This window comes from Alteromonas lipotrueae, assembly GCF_019249215.1.
GTDB classification, from domain to species: Bacteria; Pseudomonadota; Gammaproteobacteria; order Enterobacterales; family Alteromonadaceae; genus Alteromonas; species Alteromonas lipotrueae.
On the sequence record NZ_JAESDI010000018.1, the window covers coordinates 20,294 to 34,522 of the forward strand.

General features: G+C 45.0%; 11 protein-coding genes. 6 read left to right on the forward strand and 5 right to left on the reverse strand.

Annotated elements, in window-relative coordinates:
- Positions 1 to 8: 8 nt before the first annotated feature.
- Together JKP82_RS18185 and JKP82_RS18190 are read right to left on the reverse strand one after the other, a co-directional pair.
- A complete protein-coding gene (locus JKP82_RS18185) occupies positions 9 to 806 on the reverse strand; it encodes a substrate-binding periplasmic protein (RefSeq protein WP_159528449.1) in 798 nt (265 codons plus the stop codon).
- Between the two features lie 9 nt (positions 807 to 815).
- A complete protein-coding gene (locus JKP82_RS18190) occupies positions 816 to 1,934 on the reverse strand; it encodes a TonB-dependent receptor (RefSeq protein WP_159528447.1) in 1,119 nt (372 codons plus the stop codon).
- Positions 1,935 to 2,153: 219 nt separating this feature from the next.
- On the opposite strand from JKP82_RS18190, the gene JKP82_RS18195 reads away from it, so the two are divergent.
- The 3 genes from JKP82_RS18195 to JKP82_RS18205 all read left to right on the forward strand — a co-directional run bounded on the left by JKP82_RS18195 (position 2,154) and on the right by JKP82_RS18205 (position 3,776).
- Positions 2,154 to 2,555: a VOC family protein gene (locus JKP82_RS18195; protein WP_159528445.1), complete on the forward strand. Its 402-nt coding sequence runs from the start codon at positions 2,154 to 2,156 to the stop codon at positions 2,553 to 2,555.
- A gap of 37 nt (positions 2,556 to 2,592) precedes the next feature.
- Positions 2,593 to 2,895 (forward strand): hypothetical protein, encoded by a 303-nt coding sequence (locus tag JKP82_RS18200; RefSeq protein WP_013785580.1) that lies wholly within the window; start codon positions 2,593 to 2,595, stop codon positions 2,893 to 2,895.
- A gap of 191 nt (positions 2,896 to 3,086) precedes the next feature.
- Positions 3,087 to 3,776: a YitT family protein gene (locus JKP82_RS18205; RefSeq protein ID WP_126872893.1), complete on the forward strand. Its 690-nt coding sequence runs from the start codon at positions 3,087 to 3,089 to the stop codon at positions 3,774 to 3,776.
- Positions 3,777 to 4,126: 350 nt separating this feature from the next.
- Here the strand turns inward: JKP82_RS18205 and alr are convergent, their stop codons facing one another.
- Entirely contained in the window at positions 4,127 to 5,194 is a 1,068-nt protein-coding gene (alr, locus tag JKP82_RS18210; protein ID WP_218398160.1) for an alanine racemase, read from the reverse strand.
- Between the two features lie 306 nt (positions 5,195 to 5,500).
- On the opposite strand from alr, the gene murQ reads away from it, so the two are divergent.
- From murQ to JKP82_RS18225, 3 genes are read left to right on the forward strand one after another with little or no spacing between them, the layout of a single operon-like run.
- Positions 5,501 to 6,442 carry an N-acetylmuramic acid 6-phosphate etherase gene (gene murQ, locus JKP82_RS18215; RefSeq protein ID WP_159528441.1) on the forward strand — a complete coding sequence of 314 codons (942 nt, stop codon included), beginning with the start codon at positions 5,501 to 5,503 and terminating at the stop codon, positions 6,440 to 6,442.
- Positions 6,443 to 6,458: 16 nt separating this feature from the next.
- Entirely contained in the window at positions 6,459 to 7,874 is a 1,416-nt protein-coding gene (locus JKP82_RS18220; protein ID WP_218398162.1) for an exo-beta-N-acetylmuramidase NamZ family protein, read from the forward strand.
- Positions 7,871 to 10,954, forward strand: coding sequence for an FAD-binding and (Fe-S)-binding domain-containing protein (locus tag JKP82_RS18225; protein ID WP_218398163.1), 3,084 nt, complete (start codon positions 7,871 to 7,873; stop codon positions 10,952 to 10,954). The genes JKP82_RS18220 and JKP82_RS18225 overlap by 4 nt, the downstream gene beginning before the upstream one ends.
- Here JKP82_RS18225 and JKP82_RS18230 read toward each other — a convergent pair.
- Together JKP82_RS18230 and JKP82_RS18235 are read right to left on the reverse strand one after the other, a co-directional pair.
- Positions 10,907 to 11,944, reverse strand: coding sequence for a mechanosensitive ion channel family protein (locus tag JKP82_RS18230; RefSeq protein ID WP_218398199.1), 1,038 nt, complete (start codon positions 11,942 to 11,944; stop codon positions 10,907 to 10,909). The genes JKP82_RS18225 and JKP82_RS18230 overlap by 48 nt on opposite strands.
- 216 nt (positions 11,945 to 12,160) lie before the next feature.
- Positions 12,161 to 14,002, reverse strand: a complete 1,842-nt coding sequence (locus JKP82_RS18235) for a glycoside hydrolase family 3 N-terminal domain-containing protein (RefSeq protein ID WP_258544434.1) — start codon at positions 14,000 to 14,002, stop codon at positions 12,161 to 12,163.
- Between the last annotated feature and the right edge of the window lie 227 nt (positions 14,003 to 14,229).

Here is a 14,229-nt window from a genome sequence, read left to right on the forward strand (position 1 = left end):
TTTAACCGTTAGCGCCTGTCGAAGTTAACCGGCTTTTTAGGATCTTGGTAAAAACCGTCTTTTAACAACCGTTTAAAGCGAGTTAGTTTCCCTTCTAATGTTAGTTCTTCTAAGCCTTTGTTGAAAAGCTCAATAAGAAGCCTGTCGTCATTTCTCCCCTTTGCTACCAGTAAATGCGTGGTGACGGTAGAGATAAACGGGTCGATAGTCATTACCGCTTGGCGCTGCTCGTTAGTGAAGTCGCGTTGAAGTAAATACCAACCAGTTAAATCATCGATGGGAAACAAATCAATTTCCCCACTCACTAAGGCTTCAAGGTTCTCTTTATCTGTAGCGTAGGTGGTTACCGAAGGGGTATTTTCAATATAAGCGGCCAACTCGTTATTGTACAAATAGCCTTCTGTCACCCCCATTTTTTTGTCTTTAAGTTCGTCAAAACTCGACCATGACGCTATATCAGACTTAGCATTTACATAAAAGACTAAGCTTTCGGCAGTGATAGGGTCGCTGTGCCAGAATTTCTCGCCTCTAGCGCGCACAAAATTACCGTACGACAGTGCATCAAATTCGCCATTCAATGTGGCTTCTACCGCTTCATCCCACGGCATTGAGACAAATTCAACCACCACTCCGGTTTCTAAAAAAGCCTGTGAAATAATGTGGTTAATATAGCCGTTGTGCTCCATCTCTGAAGAGGTGTAAGGTGCATATTCAGTGGTAGCAATTTTAATTTTTAGCCAGGCATGCCCCCAGCTTTGCAGTGGGACTAACGCCAAAAGTAGTGTGAAAATAGCTAATAAACGCATAATCTTCCCTTAGAAATAGATACCTAAATTAATATTCAATCTGTGTGTTGTTTCTTGTCGACCACCTAGGTCTAAGCCCACGCCTGGACCGCCAGAAAACCACATATTTTTCCCTTGAATACTATCTACATAAACAAACAATTTGTCCCAGCCAAAACTACAGCCATTTATCCATTGCGATGAATCTCGGCCTGACGCTTCGTCACCCTGCGCCACACTGTACTCGGTATAACACGTAAGTGAGTTAATACGGGTGAATTTATAAGGTACGGAATACACCAAATTCGCCGAATACGTTGACCCATCGGCAGCCGCTAAGAATGGAAAGGTAAATGCAGAAAGCGAAATTCTATCTGTGGCTTGTCCCTCAGGCGCAGCTAAATCGTATTCGTAATCAATGTATTGTAGCTCTACTTTAAAATCACCTTGCTGATGACGAACGTGAACGGCGTAAGCTGTCATGTCGCCATCTTCTAGCGTATCTAAGTTTAAGATATCGCCATATTGGTAAGACACTCCAATGTCGGTGGTACTCCTAGGCAGCAGCTTCGCGGTATAGTTTGCACGTAAGTTGTATTGGCCATCTTCTTGGTTACGAAACTCACCATCGTCGGCCACATCGAATGAGTAGCGGCCAAATTCAGCGGCATCGTTATATTCATCATTCATGAAGTAAGCGGCTTGAAAGTCCCAATTACCGTAATCATGATTTATCTTAATGCCGGCTTCGTAGTCATCTTCAAAGCCTAAGTAGTAATTTACCGAAAACCAGAAGTTGTTTGAACCAAAGGGCTGCAAGCCGAAAGGAGTTTGGGTGATACCCGCGGTAATGTCGGTCGATTCGTCCCAATGGTAGGTAAGTTCGGCAAAGCGAATAGTGTCGAAATCGGTATTTTCATACCATCGGTATTCTGCTTTATAGCTAAACTGATCTGACTCGCCAGCGACACCTAACTTAATAGATTCAAATTCAAATCCATCTCTTATCTCAGGTAGTTGCCAATCTTGGTGCCCATAATTAACTCGCACATGGCCACTAAGCGTAAAAGGGAGCTCATCTGCCTGCACTGCTAAGGAATTGCTGCCTAGTAGCGCGGCTAAGGAAAGTAGTGGAAGTTGTCTGTTCATTCCTTGTCCTAATGTCAATTTGCTCACAATCTGGACCACCCCATTTTTGGAAGCCCTCGTTGTGATATATATTCCTTCAGTACAAATTATATAGAGTGAACCTTACAAAAAGATCATTGTCGTACACGAAATATGTAAAGTAAGTTTGTCGATGAAGCACATTTCATTTGCGTTAAATAGTGGGTAAAATTTCACAAAATTTACGTAAAACAAGATTCTATGCAGCATCACATTTCAGCTATTACCTTCCTTGTAGACAATTACGACAGCGCTATTGCCTATTTCACCCAAACCCTTAATTTTTCACTTACCGAAGACAGAGATAAAGGGGAAGGATCGCGCTTTGTATTAGTAACACCGAAAGGCAGCGCAACGTCACTCTTGTTAGCTAAAGCTAACTCGTACGAAGATAAAGCGATGATTGGAAAGCAAGCTGGGGGTAAAGTGTTTATGATTTTATATACCGATGACTTTTGGCGCGATCATCAATCAATGTGCGATAAAGGCGTTGAGTTTTTAGAAGCGCCGCGAGAAGAAGCTTACGGTACAGTAGCTATTTTTAAAGATTGTTTTGGCAATAAGTGGGATTTACTTCAACCCGCGCCTGCCGACCTTAATTAGGTGTAACGACACCCTCTGGAGATTTGTTTTGTCCCCCATGAAGCGTTCAATCATTACCGATATTGTGGCTATATTAGCCATTGCGATACTCATTGCAACGGCGTTTTATGGGCTTGAAGCCAGAAAAGAAGTTATCTATTTATGTGATAACTTTACGCCAGGGGTATCGAAAAATAGTGTTGAACGACAATTAAATACCACCAATTTACTGGTATGGGATACCGAGTTTTTAGCGGTTGGTAGCCGCATAGTGGCCTATAGCCCGCTAAATTTCGGCTACATGCACTGCCGGGTTGAGTTCAACAGGCAAGACATTGTGGTGTTTTCAGTAGTGGAATAGCCCGCTTTTCGCTCAGAAACGGTGCAATGTTTACAAGTCAGCAACTTACCGTTTACTCTGCGGTTAAAAGTCGTAAAGCTGTGCGTACCAATAGATTTTAAGCTAAGCATGTTATCTAACCACAGCCCTGTATACCCCATCAGCGTAAACGTATAATTACAGCGTGTCTTATCAACTAAGAATCGCCACTTATGCAAAACTCCAATCACAGTGTTATCGAAGATATCTTTGCATTAGTTAGTGCCGGGTTATTCGTGGCATTTGGTGTATTTCTATTCCAGTCTCAAGATTTGATGGTGGGTGGCGCTGCGGGTATCGCATTGCTGGGGACTTACGCAATTGATATGGACTTTGGTGTTCTATTTTTCCTAATTAACTTGCCCTTTTATACCCTTGCTTGGACTCGCATCAGCAAGCGCTTCACATTGAATACGTTTATTTCTGTGACCACGGTATCGGTCTTAACTGAGCAGATCCCAGCCTTCGTCGACATTTCTAGCATTGATCCTATTTTTGCTGCCATTTTTGGTGGCTTGCTTATAGGCGTGGGCATGCTGATTATGTTCAGACATAGCTCTAGTTTAGGTGGTTTGGGTATTTTAGCGTTTTACCTGCAGTCTCGATTTAATGTGCGCGCAGGTACATTTCAACTTACGGTAGATAGCGTTATTCTGCTTTGCGGGCTTTTCTTTATTCCATGGCATTTAGTGCTTATTTCGATTCTTGCCGCGTTCTGCTTAAATATGGTCATTTCGTTAAACCATCGCCCAGAACGTTATATACCTGCGAATAAAGAGAGTGAAAAGTCACCTGAAAAAAAGGGGCCTAGCGTGCAGTCGTGTGCAACAGTAAACACTAATCTACACGCTCAAAACAACTAGTCTGTTAATTTTTCGCCTGCGCTAAACGTAAAAAACCCGGCCATATCAATGCCGGGTTTTTATATTATTCCTAACGTAACGCTTTGTATCCTTGTCGCTACCCTACTGCTTTTTTCTGCACAGGCTTAAACGGTCGACTTACTAGTCCTCGATTCACCCTAGGGCGAGAAAACGAAGTACGCATACAAACCTCACTTACGTGATATACCCACAACAGTCGAAGATGAAATATTCATCTCAATACTGAAAGTGGGACGTTAGTATAGGCACAAGCGAGTGAAAAACACCCCATTGTTTCGGTGAATGGTCATTCATCAGCGCATTTACAAGAATGTAAACTACTGTAAGTACTAGCGATATTTCACTATGCGAGGTACACGGGCTGATACTCGGGTTAACAATTCGTAATCTATGCTACCGGCAGCTTCTGCCACCTCGTTAATAGGTACATTCTCACCCCAAAGTTCTACCCTATCGCCAATGTTAACGTTCGAAATATGGGTAACGTCGATGGTGACCATGTCCATAGACACACGCCCGGCTAGGCCAGCGCGCTCGCCGTTTACTACAACAGGCGTGCCGTTCGGGCAATGTCTTGGGTAACCGTCAGCATAGCCAATACCGACCGTAGCAATGCGGCTATCTTTTTGCGCCACCCAGTTTTGACCGTAACCAACCGACTCGCCTTTTGGCACATCGCGAAGGGCAATAATACTAGAACGTAACGTCATGGTAGGGGCTAATGCCACATTGGCCGTATTTGGCTGGCCGCCGTAAACAGCAATGCCTAGGCGGTTCCAATCGCCACGGCTTTGTGGCCATTCAATGGTGGCCGGAGAATTAGCAATACTGACAGGAAGCGCTAACTGTGTCGCTATTTGTAAAAACGCACTAAGTTGTTTCTGCGTGAAGTCGTTACTGGTGTCGTCTGCACAGGCTAAATGAGTAACTAGCACGGTATCTTGCGTAATAAGCGACGCATATTGCTTAACAATACTCGGTAGCGTGTTCAGCGCGAAACCCAACCGATGCATACCGCTGTCGGCTTTTAGCCAAATAGTAGGCCGCCGGTCTTCAGGGCAGGCTAACATCCATTCTAATTGCGCTTGATTGTGCATTACTAGAATACAGCCATGTGATGCAGCCATAGCGCACTCTTTAGCTTGGTGTGCACCTTCTAACACTACGATAGGCGCTGTTATCCCTGCCTCTCTAAGTGCAATAGCTTCTTCAATAATTGCCACTGCAAACCGAGGGGATACATGTTGTAGAATACGTGAAACGTTAACTGCACCATGCCCATAAGCATCTGCTTTTACCACCGCCATAGAACGGCTTGTAGGGGCTAATTCTGCTAATCGTTTAAAGTTACTTAAAATAGCATCAGCGTGAATAATGGCTTGGGTTTGACGGCTCACAGTAAACAGATAATCCTTTGTATTTGCATAGGGGCAGAGTGTATCACGAGTTGAATGAAATCGAATTCTCGGTACACAAATTTATGAACGCACGTACGAACTATGCTTCTGTTATCTTTTGCCCTATGGAGCACGCCTTGTTGGTTTGCGCCTCTCTGGTTTACGCTACAGGTTCGCCACATTATAATGCGTTGTAAATATGGTTAATTTGCTCTTACACATATATGCAAATTCAGTATGCTAGCCAAGACATCCAGCATGAATGTATAGCAAATTAACTCCCTTTGTCTTTCGTAAGGTATCACCATGCAGCCCACCGACTCATCACGTAGTATTCACCACCTCGCTAAAGATTTAGAACGGGTAGTGTCTGAAGGGCGAAACCCCAATACTGTAGATATTGATACCCTTTCCACAGAAGGAATGCTGGCGCGAATTAATCATGAAGACGCCAAAGTTGCCCCAAGTGTGGCAACCGAAATTCCTGCCATCGCAAAAGTGGTAAACGCCGCTGCACAAAGCATCGCAAAAGGCGGGCGGCTCATTTATATAGGCGCGGGCACCAGTGGCAGGCTAGGTATTTTAGATGCAGCTGAATGTAGACCCACCTTCAGTGTGCCAGATGGGGTTGTAATCGGCATTATTGCTGGCGGCGAACGAGCGGTTTTACACGCAGTTGAAGGGGCAGAAGATAATCGAGAAGCCGGCAAACAAGATGTTATTAATATTACGCTTAGTCAACACGACACTCTGGTTGGGTTGTCGGCAAGTGGGCGCACGCCTTATGTTTCAGGCGCCCTTGCGTATGCGCAATCTATAGGCGCGACTACAGCGGCTATAGCCTGTAGCCCAAACTCGGCCATATTTGAACATGCCGATATTGCCATTTGCCCAGTGGTGGGCCCCGAGGCACTTACCGGTTCAACAAGAATGAAATCTGGCACTGCGCAAAAGCTGGTACTTAACATGATAAGTACCGCCACCATGATCAAGCTGGGCAAAACCTTTGAAAACTTAATGGTGGATGTCAACGCAACTAACGAAAAGCTAAAAGCCCGCGCCCTACGCATTGTGATGCAAGCCACTGAATGTAATGAACACGACGCCGCTACCGCGCTAAAAGCATCGAACAACAATGCAAAGCTGGCTATCTTAATGGTGCTAACGGGGGCTAATGCCGACGACGCGGCTAAACAATTGGTCGCCAGCAATGGCTATTTGCGTCACGCTGTAAAACAACCGCTTTAAAAGGCCACCTTCATAAATGCCTATTAAGTCGCTACTTACATTCGTTTTGCTATTAAGCGCTGCTATTACTTTTAGCATGCCAGGCTATGCCCAAGCTGCTACAAATACCAAAGCCACTGTAAATACCAAAGCCCATGAGAGGGCTGACGTTGCTGAGCGTAGGTTACAAGTAGGCGCGGCGCAATTTGATGAATATTTGCCTTTACTTGAAGGCAAACGAGTTACTCTGGTGGTTAACCAAAGCTCGATTATAGAAGGCTCGGGGGTAAAAAGCTCGGTTTCATCAAAAAGTTCTTCGGAGCCAACCCACTTAGTCGACGCGCTGCTAAGTCGTGATATCAATGTGGTGAGTATTATGTCGCCCGAACATGGCTTTCGCGGCAAGGCGGGAGCGGGTGAAAAAATAGATAACGATGTTGATGCTAAAACGGGTCTTCCTATTCACTCCCTTTACGGTAAAACGAAAAAGCCGACGGACGACATGTTAGCCAATACCGATATTCTGGTGTTCGACATTCAAGATGTAGGGGTGCGTTTTTATACGTATTTAAGCACCTTACATTACGTACTAGAGGCCGCTGCTCAGGCGCACATTCCTGTCGTAGTATTAGACAGACCCAATCCTAATGGCGCCTTTACTGATGGCCCTATTTTACAGCCGGATTATACATCGTTTGTAGGCATGCACGCCATTCCTGTATTGCACGGTATGACGTTAGGCGAGCTCGCATTATTGATAGTGGGTGAACAGTGGATTGCGACCGATGCCATTGATGCGAAACAGCCAGCGCAGCAGCATCAATCTAAGTCGCTGGCGCATCAAACCAAGCAGCAGGCGCTGTTAACGGTTATTCCCGTGGCAAATTATCATAAACAAATGCCTTACTCTCTGCCTGTTGCCCCCAGCCCGAATCTACCTACTGATGCTGCCATTGCCTTATACCCCACCCTTTGCTTTTTTGAAGGCACGGACGTAAGTGTAGGAAGAGGTACACCGCTTCCTTTTCAACTTATCGGCCACCCTGTGGTAGCGCTTGGCGATGAAAGTATAGACGTAGCTGCTAACCAAGCAGCCCCATCCCCTAAACACAATAACACTGCCCTGAAGACTTCGTTATTCGTAGATGCCCCCTTTTCAGGAATAGATGTTGAGATCCTACTTAGCGCTTATGCTCAGTTTAAAGAAGAAGGCATTACCTTTTTCACTCGCCCAGATTTTTTCGATAAGTTAGCCGGAACGGATTCACTCCGACAGGCCATTATCGCGGGGAAAACCAGCAACCAAATACAAGCAAGCTGGGCTGAAGGCTTGGCTACATTTAAACAGCTTCGCGCTCCCTATTTACTTTACCCGTTTACGGCTTCTGAATTACCTAGCGAAGGAAAAGGCAGCGTTGTAAACCGTAAATTTCAAAGCGATGACGCCCAATGAATAGCCGCAATACGCCGGAAAAAGCTCAAACAGAGATGGTAGTGAATAATGTGGCAAGCACACCTGCTGATGATATTAACTTTCATGCCTTTTTAAAGGGCATTAGTGAATGGTTAGCGCCCGATAATATTATTAACGATAAACCTAGGCTAATTGCCCTTGCTACCGACGCCAGCTTTTACACCAAAATTCCTAAGTTAGTAATAAAAGTGCCTAGTATTCACGTTATGTGCCGCGTATTAGCAATGGCTAATCGCTTAAATATCGCCCTGACATTTCGTGCGGCGGGCACCAGTTTATCTGGTCAAGCAATTACAGACTCGGTATTGGTCATGCTAACCCCAGATTGGCAACAGTTTGAGGTAATAGATAACGGTGAGGCCATATCATTAGCGCCGGGTATTATTGGCGCAAAAGCGAATCGAATATTGGCAGGTTATGGCCGAAAAATTGGGCCAGATCCGGCTTCTATTAACGCCTGTAAAGTGGGCGGGATTGCAGCGAATAATGCGTCGGGCATGTGCTGTGGGGTGAAAAACAACTCGTATCACACTCTGCGTCACATTCACGTATTGTTGCCCGACGGCAGTGAAGTCAATACCGCTGATGCACAAAGCGTTGCAGCGTTTGAGCAAAGCCATAGTGTGTTGTTAGCCTCTCTTGCTGAGCTTCGCAGCACGCTCTTGGCGAATACAGCACTGACTGAAAAAGTGCGTTACCAATATCGCCTTAAAAATACTATGGGGTATGGCCTCAACGCCTTACTTGATTATGAAAACCCGCTAGATATTTTTACACACCTAATGATTGGTTCAGAAGGCACATTGGGCTTCATTGCCAACATTACCTACAACACCGTGCCTTTGCCTAGTGCGCGAGAAACCGGGTTATACTTATTTGAAGATTTTGAAGCCGCTTGTGCCGTTATCCCTGCGCTAAAAGCCTGTGATGTAGATGCTGTAGAGTTGATGGACGCCAGAGCATTGCGCGCAGTTGCGCCGTTGCTAGACGAGGTGGTAGTTAGCAAACGCAATATTAGCAACCCAGATGCTGTTGCTCTACTTATTGATGTAGGTGCCCCTTCACAGGCTGAACTTGATTGTACGCTTAAAACGGTACGCGACATTTTAAGCCAGCCAGCACTGGGTTTAAGTAAAGAACATGAGCACCCAGCTAAGCAAGAGCAGAAGCAAGGCCAGCCTCTGCAAGATTTCACCGCAGAGCCTAGCATCATCGAGAAATTGTGGAACATTCGAAAAGGGCTATTTCCCGCAGTTGGCGCAGTAAGGCCGACTGGCACCACGGTCATTATTGAAGATGTGGCCTTCCCGCTTGAAAATTTAGCCGATGGGTTAAATGCGCTAGTCGCCTTATTCGAAAAGCACGATTACCACGACGGCATTATTTTTGGTCATGCACTCGATGGCAATGTGCACTTTGTTTTTAGCCAAGGGTTCAATTCCGCAAAAGAAGTCAGCCGCTATCAGGCCTTTATGGCCGATATAAGCGTGCTAGTGACACAGCGCTTTGCGGGGAGTTTAAAGGCCGAGCATGGCACGGGGCGTAATATGGCACCGTTTCTTACTGCACAGTGGGGTGAAGAAGGCGTGGCGTTAATGCGCGCTCTCAAAGATATTATCGATCCTAAAGGTATTCTAAACCCAGGGGTTATTTTAAATGACGATCCTAAAGCACATATTACTCACTTAAAGCCGATGCCGGCAGTACAAGACACGGTAGATGCCTGTATTGAGTGCGGCTTTTGTGAACCTCAGTGCCCTTCGCTTAATTATACCTTGTCGCCACGCCAACGCATTGCATTGAAGCGGCGACAAACGTCATTAACAGAACCTAGGGTTATCAATGAAATTAGCGACGCATTTTCACATTTAGCGGTAGATAGCTGTGCAGCAACCGGCTTATGCGCAAGCGCTTGTCCGGTAGGCATTGATACTGGGCAGTGGATAAAACAAATACGTGGCCAGCGTGTTAGAGGTCCTGCGACCAAATTAGTAAGTGACCTTGCCGCTAAACATACCGATAAGGCGTTATCAATTGCACGTTTTTCACTAAATATCGGCCATAAAGTAAAAGGGGTAATTGGCGAAAAGACATTTAATTCTATTACAGGTGCACTTCATTTACCCCAGCTTCATAATGCTGTTCCCCAAGCTTCGAAATATAATAAAAATACTTCGCAGTATAAAAACGGGACAGATTTTAACGCTACTACTCTCGCTAATGAAACATCATCTGAAGCACATAAAGCGACTGAAAAAGACGCTGAGTACATCGCAGAATTACCTACCCATTTAGGGCAGCAAAACTGCTCTGAAAATACAGCTGGGAAAGCGCTTTCTCAGGCGACTTCAAAAGTAGTTTACATGGTTAGTTGCCCAAGCAAAGTTTTCGGTGGCAACGCTAATGAAAAAAGTGTTATTCAGGCTGTGGTTTCTTTGTGTGAAAAGGCCAACGTGGAAGTGGTGTTCTCTAGCGCAAAAGACCTTTGTTGTGGCCAACCTTGGGATAGTGAAGGTGAAACAAGCACTGCGAGAGACAAACTCGCGGCATGGACACAAGAAGCTTATACACTTTCTGAGCAAGGACGCTGGCCTGTCATCACTGACAACAGCGCTTGTGCTTACAACGTAACTTCAAAAAACGCCAAAGATTTAAATACCAATAAAAGAAAAGCCTTTGAAGTAAGCGAGTATTTACTTCACCATATAGCACCTCGTTTAAAGGTAGTTAAAACAGATGCCCCTATTATGCTCCACATTGGGTGTTCAAGTACTAAGCTAGATTCAGGGGTTGCTATCAACGCGTTGACGAACCTTTGCACTTCAAACGTTATTATCCCTTCTGATATTACTTGTTGCGGCTTTGCGGGAACTAAGGGCTTCACTACCCCAGGGCTGAATAAAAGTGCACTGGCACCGCTTGCCAGTCAGGTGCCTGAAAATTGTTATAGAGGGGTATCTAATAGCGCTACATGCTCTATTGGGTTAAGCCGGCACAGTGGGGTGGTTTATTCACACATCGCGGTGCTGCTCGACGAGGTCAGCCAGCCGCTTTTCTAACGTCGCTTTGTGTGTTTTTAATTGTTCTTTTTCATCACCCTCTGCGGTTTCAAGTTGTAGACTGATAGCCGCAATTTGTTCGGCTAAACCTTCTCGATTTTTCTCATGCTGCTCAGCCTCTTCCGCTTTATCAAAAATGATTGCTTCGGGATTACCCTCTTCTTCATCCTGAGGCGCCGCTATCTCTTTCGATGTGCCAGATTGCTGAGGAATCATTTGCAGCCCCTCAGGTTGGGGCCGCTGATTCATAAAAGTGGGCGATACGATTTCAATCCCAGTATTGTGCAATGCATCAAGCACCGACTTGTGCAATCGAGAACGCGCACTTAGCATGCTTTTCACTTCTTTAAGCAGGCCAGCAACTCGGTAGCTTACTGAAAAATCGCCTAGAGAAATCACTTGGACAAAAGGCTCTTCTAACCCCGCATTGGCTGCTGCAGTTAGTAAGTGCTTCTCAACCTCTGAGTGATGAATATCATAACCTAGGCTTAAATCAACCGAGATAATCGCCCCTGAGGCACGAGTCACTCTCACCGGAGTGTTCACCATTAGGGTATTAGAAAAAGCAATTAACTCACGGGTTTCGGTTTGAATTTCCGTATCTAGCAAGCCCATTTCAGCCACCCTCCCGCTGTAGTCTTCCACGCGAATAAAGTCTCCCACTTTAAACGGTTTATTTACCCGCAATACCAAGCCAGCCATCAGATTACCCACCATGGTAGTAGATGAAAATGCAATGACACCAGATAACAAAACACCAATTAGCGCGATCACTTGATTGCGTGTACTTTCGTTCACCGGAAGTGCCATGGAGATGGCGACCAAACCTACAATAGTAAGTACTAACAAAGTAACTTGGCGCGGCAACTTTTGCTCACTGGTTAGGTGAGATTGTCGCGCAAGTAGCACGTAATGAAGTGTGCCCAACCCCACCACTACCAAAATAATCGCTAAGACTAGCGGAATAAAGGGAATGAGAAAAGCCACCATCGTATCCACACTGAAACTCCATTTTTTCTTATTTCCAAGTTACATTTAACTTAGGTTTTCGCCGTATAGCGTTGAATTTTAAATTTTGTTTTTTGCTTCAGCCCATTAGCAACACTAGCGCTGGCTGAAAGTTTTTAATTAAATTCTCAGCCTCAATTGCTTACATACATAGCCTAGTCATTCATCGGCTGTCTGGACGACGCTATGACTTTAACACTACTCAGAGTCGCGATTCCACTGAACAGGTAAGTAATCGTTGGGTCTGTTCAAGCCTAGTAAGGTTTCTACTAAAGCATCGAAGATTGGGCTGTATATTTGACTATCCACGTTGTAACTGAATGTAGCAATAGCAATATCGGTGTGTGGCTGCATTTCTTTTGCTATATAGGGCATGCGAAGCGGCACTAGAACCGTGGTAAGCCCTTGTTTTTTCGCTTTTTCCAAGGCTGATTTAGTATATCTATGTACATCAACCAGCGACGCCCGTGAAGTCATCGCGTCTTCGCTATCGAAGCCTTTCATTTCATAAACGGCATGTTGTGGTGAAATATCTCCCACCATCAATAGGTCGGCTTGCTTCAATGCGTAATCGAAGGTGGCTTTGTTTGGAAGCTTGGTAAGCGGCAGGCAAGCCATTCCTACCTTGGGCGCAATCGTAGATAGGCTTTTTTCAAGCGCTAAACACCTAAGCGCATCGGGCATTAATGCCAGCCAGGTTTTCTGAGTAACGGGTAGTTTTTCGGCGCCAAAAAGTGATGTGATCGCCGCCCTGGAAAGCGCTTTCTCAATTTGAATATTTCTTGTTTTTTTAGCGTTATTATTTACATCAGAGACCCACCAAGAAAGCGCTTTCCCAGCGTAGCTATTCAGGCTGAATTTAGCTTTAAGTAACGCAATGCGTTGTAAGGAAGTTGCAAGCTGTGTTGAGGGGACTTCCCCACTGCTTATCCGCTTACTTACCTTGCCCATTAATGCAGCAAACATTTTAATATCTTGTGGCGTTCTAATGGTAAACGGCATTAGGGCGATGTCGGCACCAGCTTGATAGGCTTTTATCATGGCATCTTCAGGTGAGAAGTATTTAGCAATACCCGCCATATCTAGTGCATCGGTAACAACCACTCCTTGGTAACCCAACTCGCTTCGCAATACATCATGGAGTATTTTACGAGACAACGTTGCAGGGATTGTCATCACCCTTCCCTGTTTGTCTTTTACTGTAGTGCTATCTAATGATGGGTATTGGATATGTGCACTCATCAACATACCAGGCGGATTACCACCGCTGATAATTCGGCTAAAAGGCAATAGGTCTCCTTTTAGCGCTTGAGGTTTTGAATGTTTAACCTTAGGCAGGCCCGTATGGCTGTCTGTTTGCGTATCGCCATGACCAGGAAAGTGTTTAATAGCACTTATCACGCCCGTTGAATGCAACCCGTTTACAAACGATTGTCCTAGCACGGCAACATCGCTAGGTGATTCGCCAAAACTACGTACATTAATAACCGGGTTTTTTGGCTCGCTGTTAATGTCTACCGACGGGGCAAAATTCGTATTTATCCCTAATGAACTCAAACTACTGCCAATACCTTTCGCTACATTTTCAGCAAATGCTGTGCTGTGCTGATAATAGCTTGCCCCTATAGCCAAATTTCCGGGAAAAGGCGTGAGCATAGAAGAGGGTAAACGAGCCACTCTTCCCCCTTCTTGGTCTACAGCAATAAATAGCGGTGGCAAATTCGCTTTTGCCATTGACTGTTGCATGGCGTAATTCAGCTCTATTAGTTGCTTATTGGTTTTAATATTTTCAGAAAATAAGATAACGCCACCAATGTTGTGGGTGACGAGTAACTCTTTTAGTGCATCTGGTAGCCTGGTTACCGGCTTTTTGCACGCTTTCGAGCTAGTGCCATCATCGCAGTAGAATCGAAAATCGAGAATGACTTTTTGACCAATAGCGCTTTGTTCCTCAGAGCTTTGTTTAACAGAGCTTTGTCCAAAAGACTGGTTTATCTGTTCGTATTGGCTTGACTGATTCGCATAAACGCTCGGTTGCATGACTATGCATAGACTAAACAGGAAGCTGTAAGGTAATAAGTTGGCTAGTAATGGGAGAAGGCGCAAATAGGATCCTAGTTTTTTATAATGGATTGAACAATGGTTTTGCCAGAAGTTGTGTTAGTTATTTCGGCAATCGCTGCAACAACCACTGTTATTTTGTTGTCGTTAACGTGATAAGCATAACGATAAGTTACGCTTTGATACGCATATTAATTGCCATGGTA

Coding starts and splice junctions, on each gene's coding strand:
- JKP82_RS18195 (WP_159528445.1), top strand. CDS start 2,154: ATGCAGCATCACATTTCAGCTATTACCTTCCTTGTAGACAATTACGAC.
- JKP82_RS18225 (WP_218398163.1), top strand. CDS start 7,871: ATGAATAGCCGCAATACGCCGGAAAAAGCTCAAACAGAGATGGTAGTG.
- JKP82_RS18230 (WP_218398199.1), bottom strand. CDS start 11,944: ATGGTGGCTTTTCTCATTCCCTTTATTCCGCTAGTCTTAGCGATTATT.
- murQ (WP_159528441.1), top strand. CDS start 5,501: ATGCAGCCCACCGACTCATCACGTAGTATTCACCACCTCGCTAAAGAT.
- JKP82_RS18185 (WP_159528449.1), bottom strand. CDS start 806: ATGCGTTTATTAGCTATTTTCACACTACTTTTGGCGTTAGTCCCACTG.
- JKP82_RS18200 (WP_013785580.1), top strand. CDS start 2,593: ATGAAGCGTTCAATCATTACCGATATTGTGGCTATATTAGCCATTGCG.
- JKP82_RS18235 (WP_258544434.1), bottom strand. CDS start 14,002: ATGCAACCGAGCGTTTATGCGAATCAGTCAAGCCAATACGAACAGATA.
- JKP82_RS18190 (WP_159528447.1), bottom strand. CDS start 1,934: ATGAACAGACAACTTCCACTACTTTCCTTAGCCGCGCTACTAGGCAGC.
- JKP82_RS18205 (WP_126872893.1), top strand. CDS start 3,087: ATGCAAAACTCCAATCACAGTGTTATCGAAGATATCTTTGCATTAGTT.
- JKP82_RS18220 (WP_218398162.1), top strand. CDS start 6,459: ATGCCTATTAAGTCGCTACTTACATTCGTTTTGCTATTAAGCGCTGCT.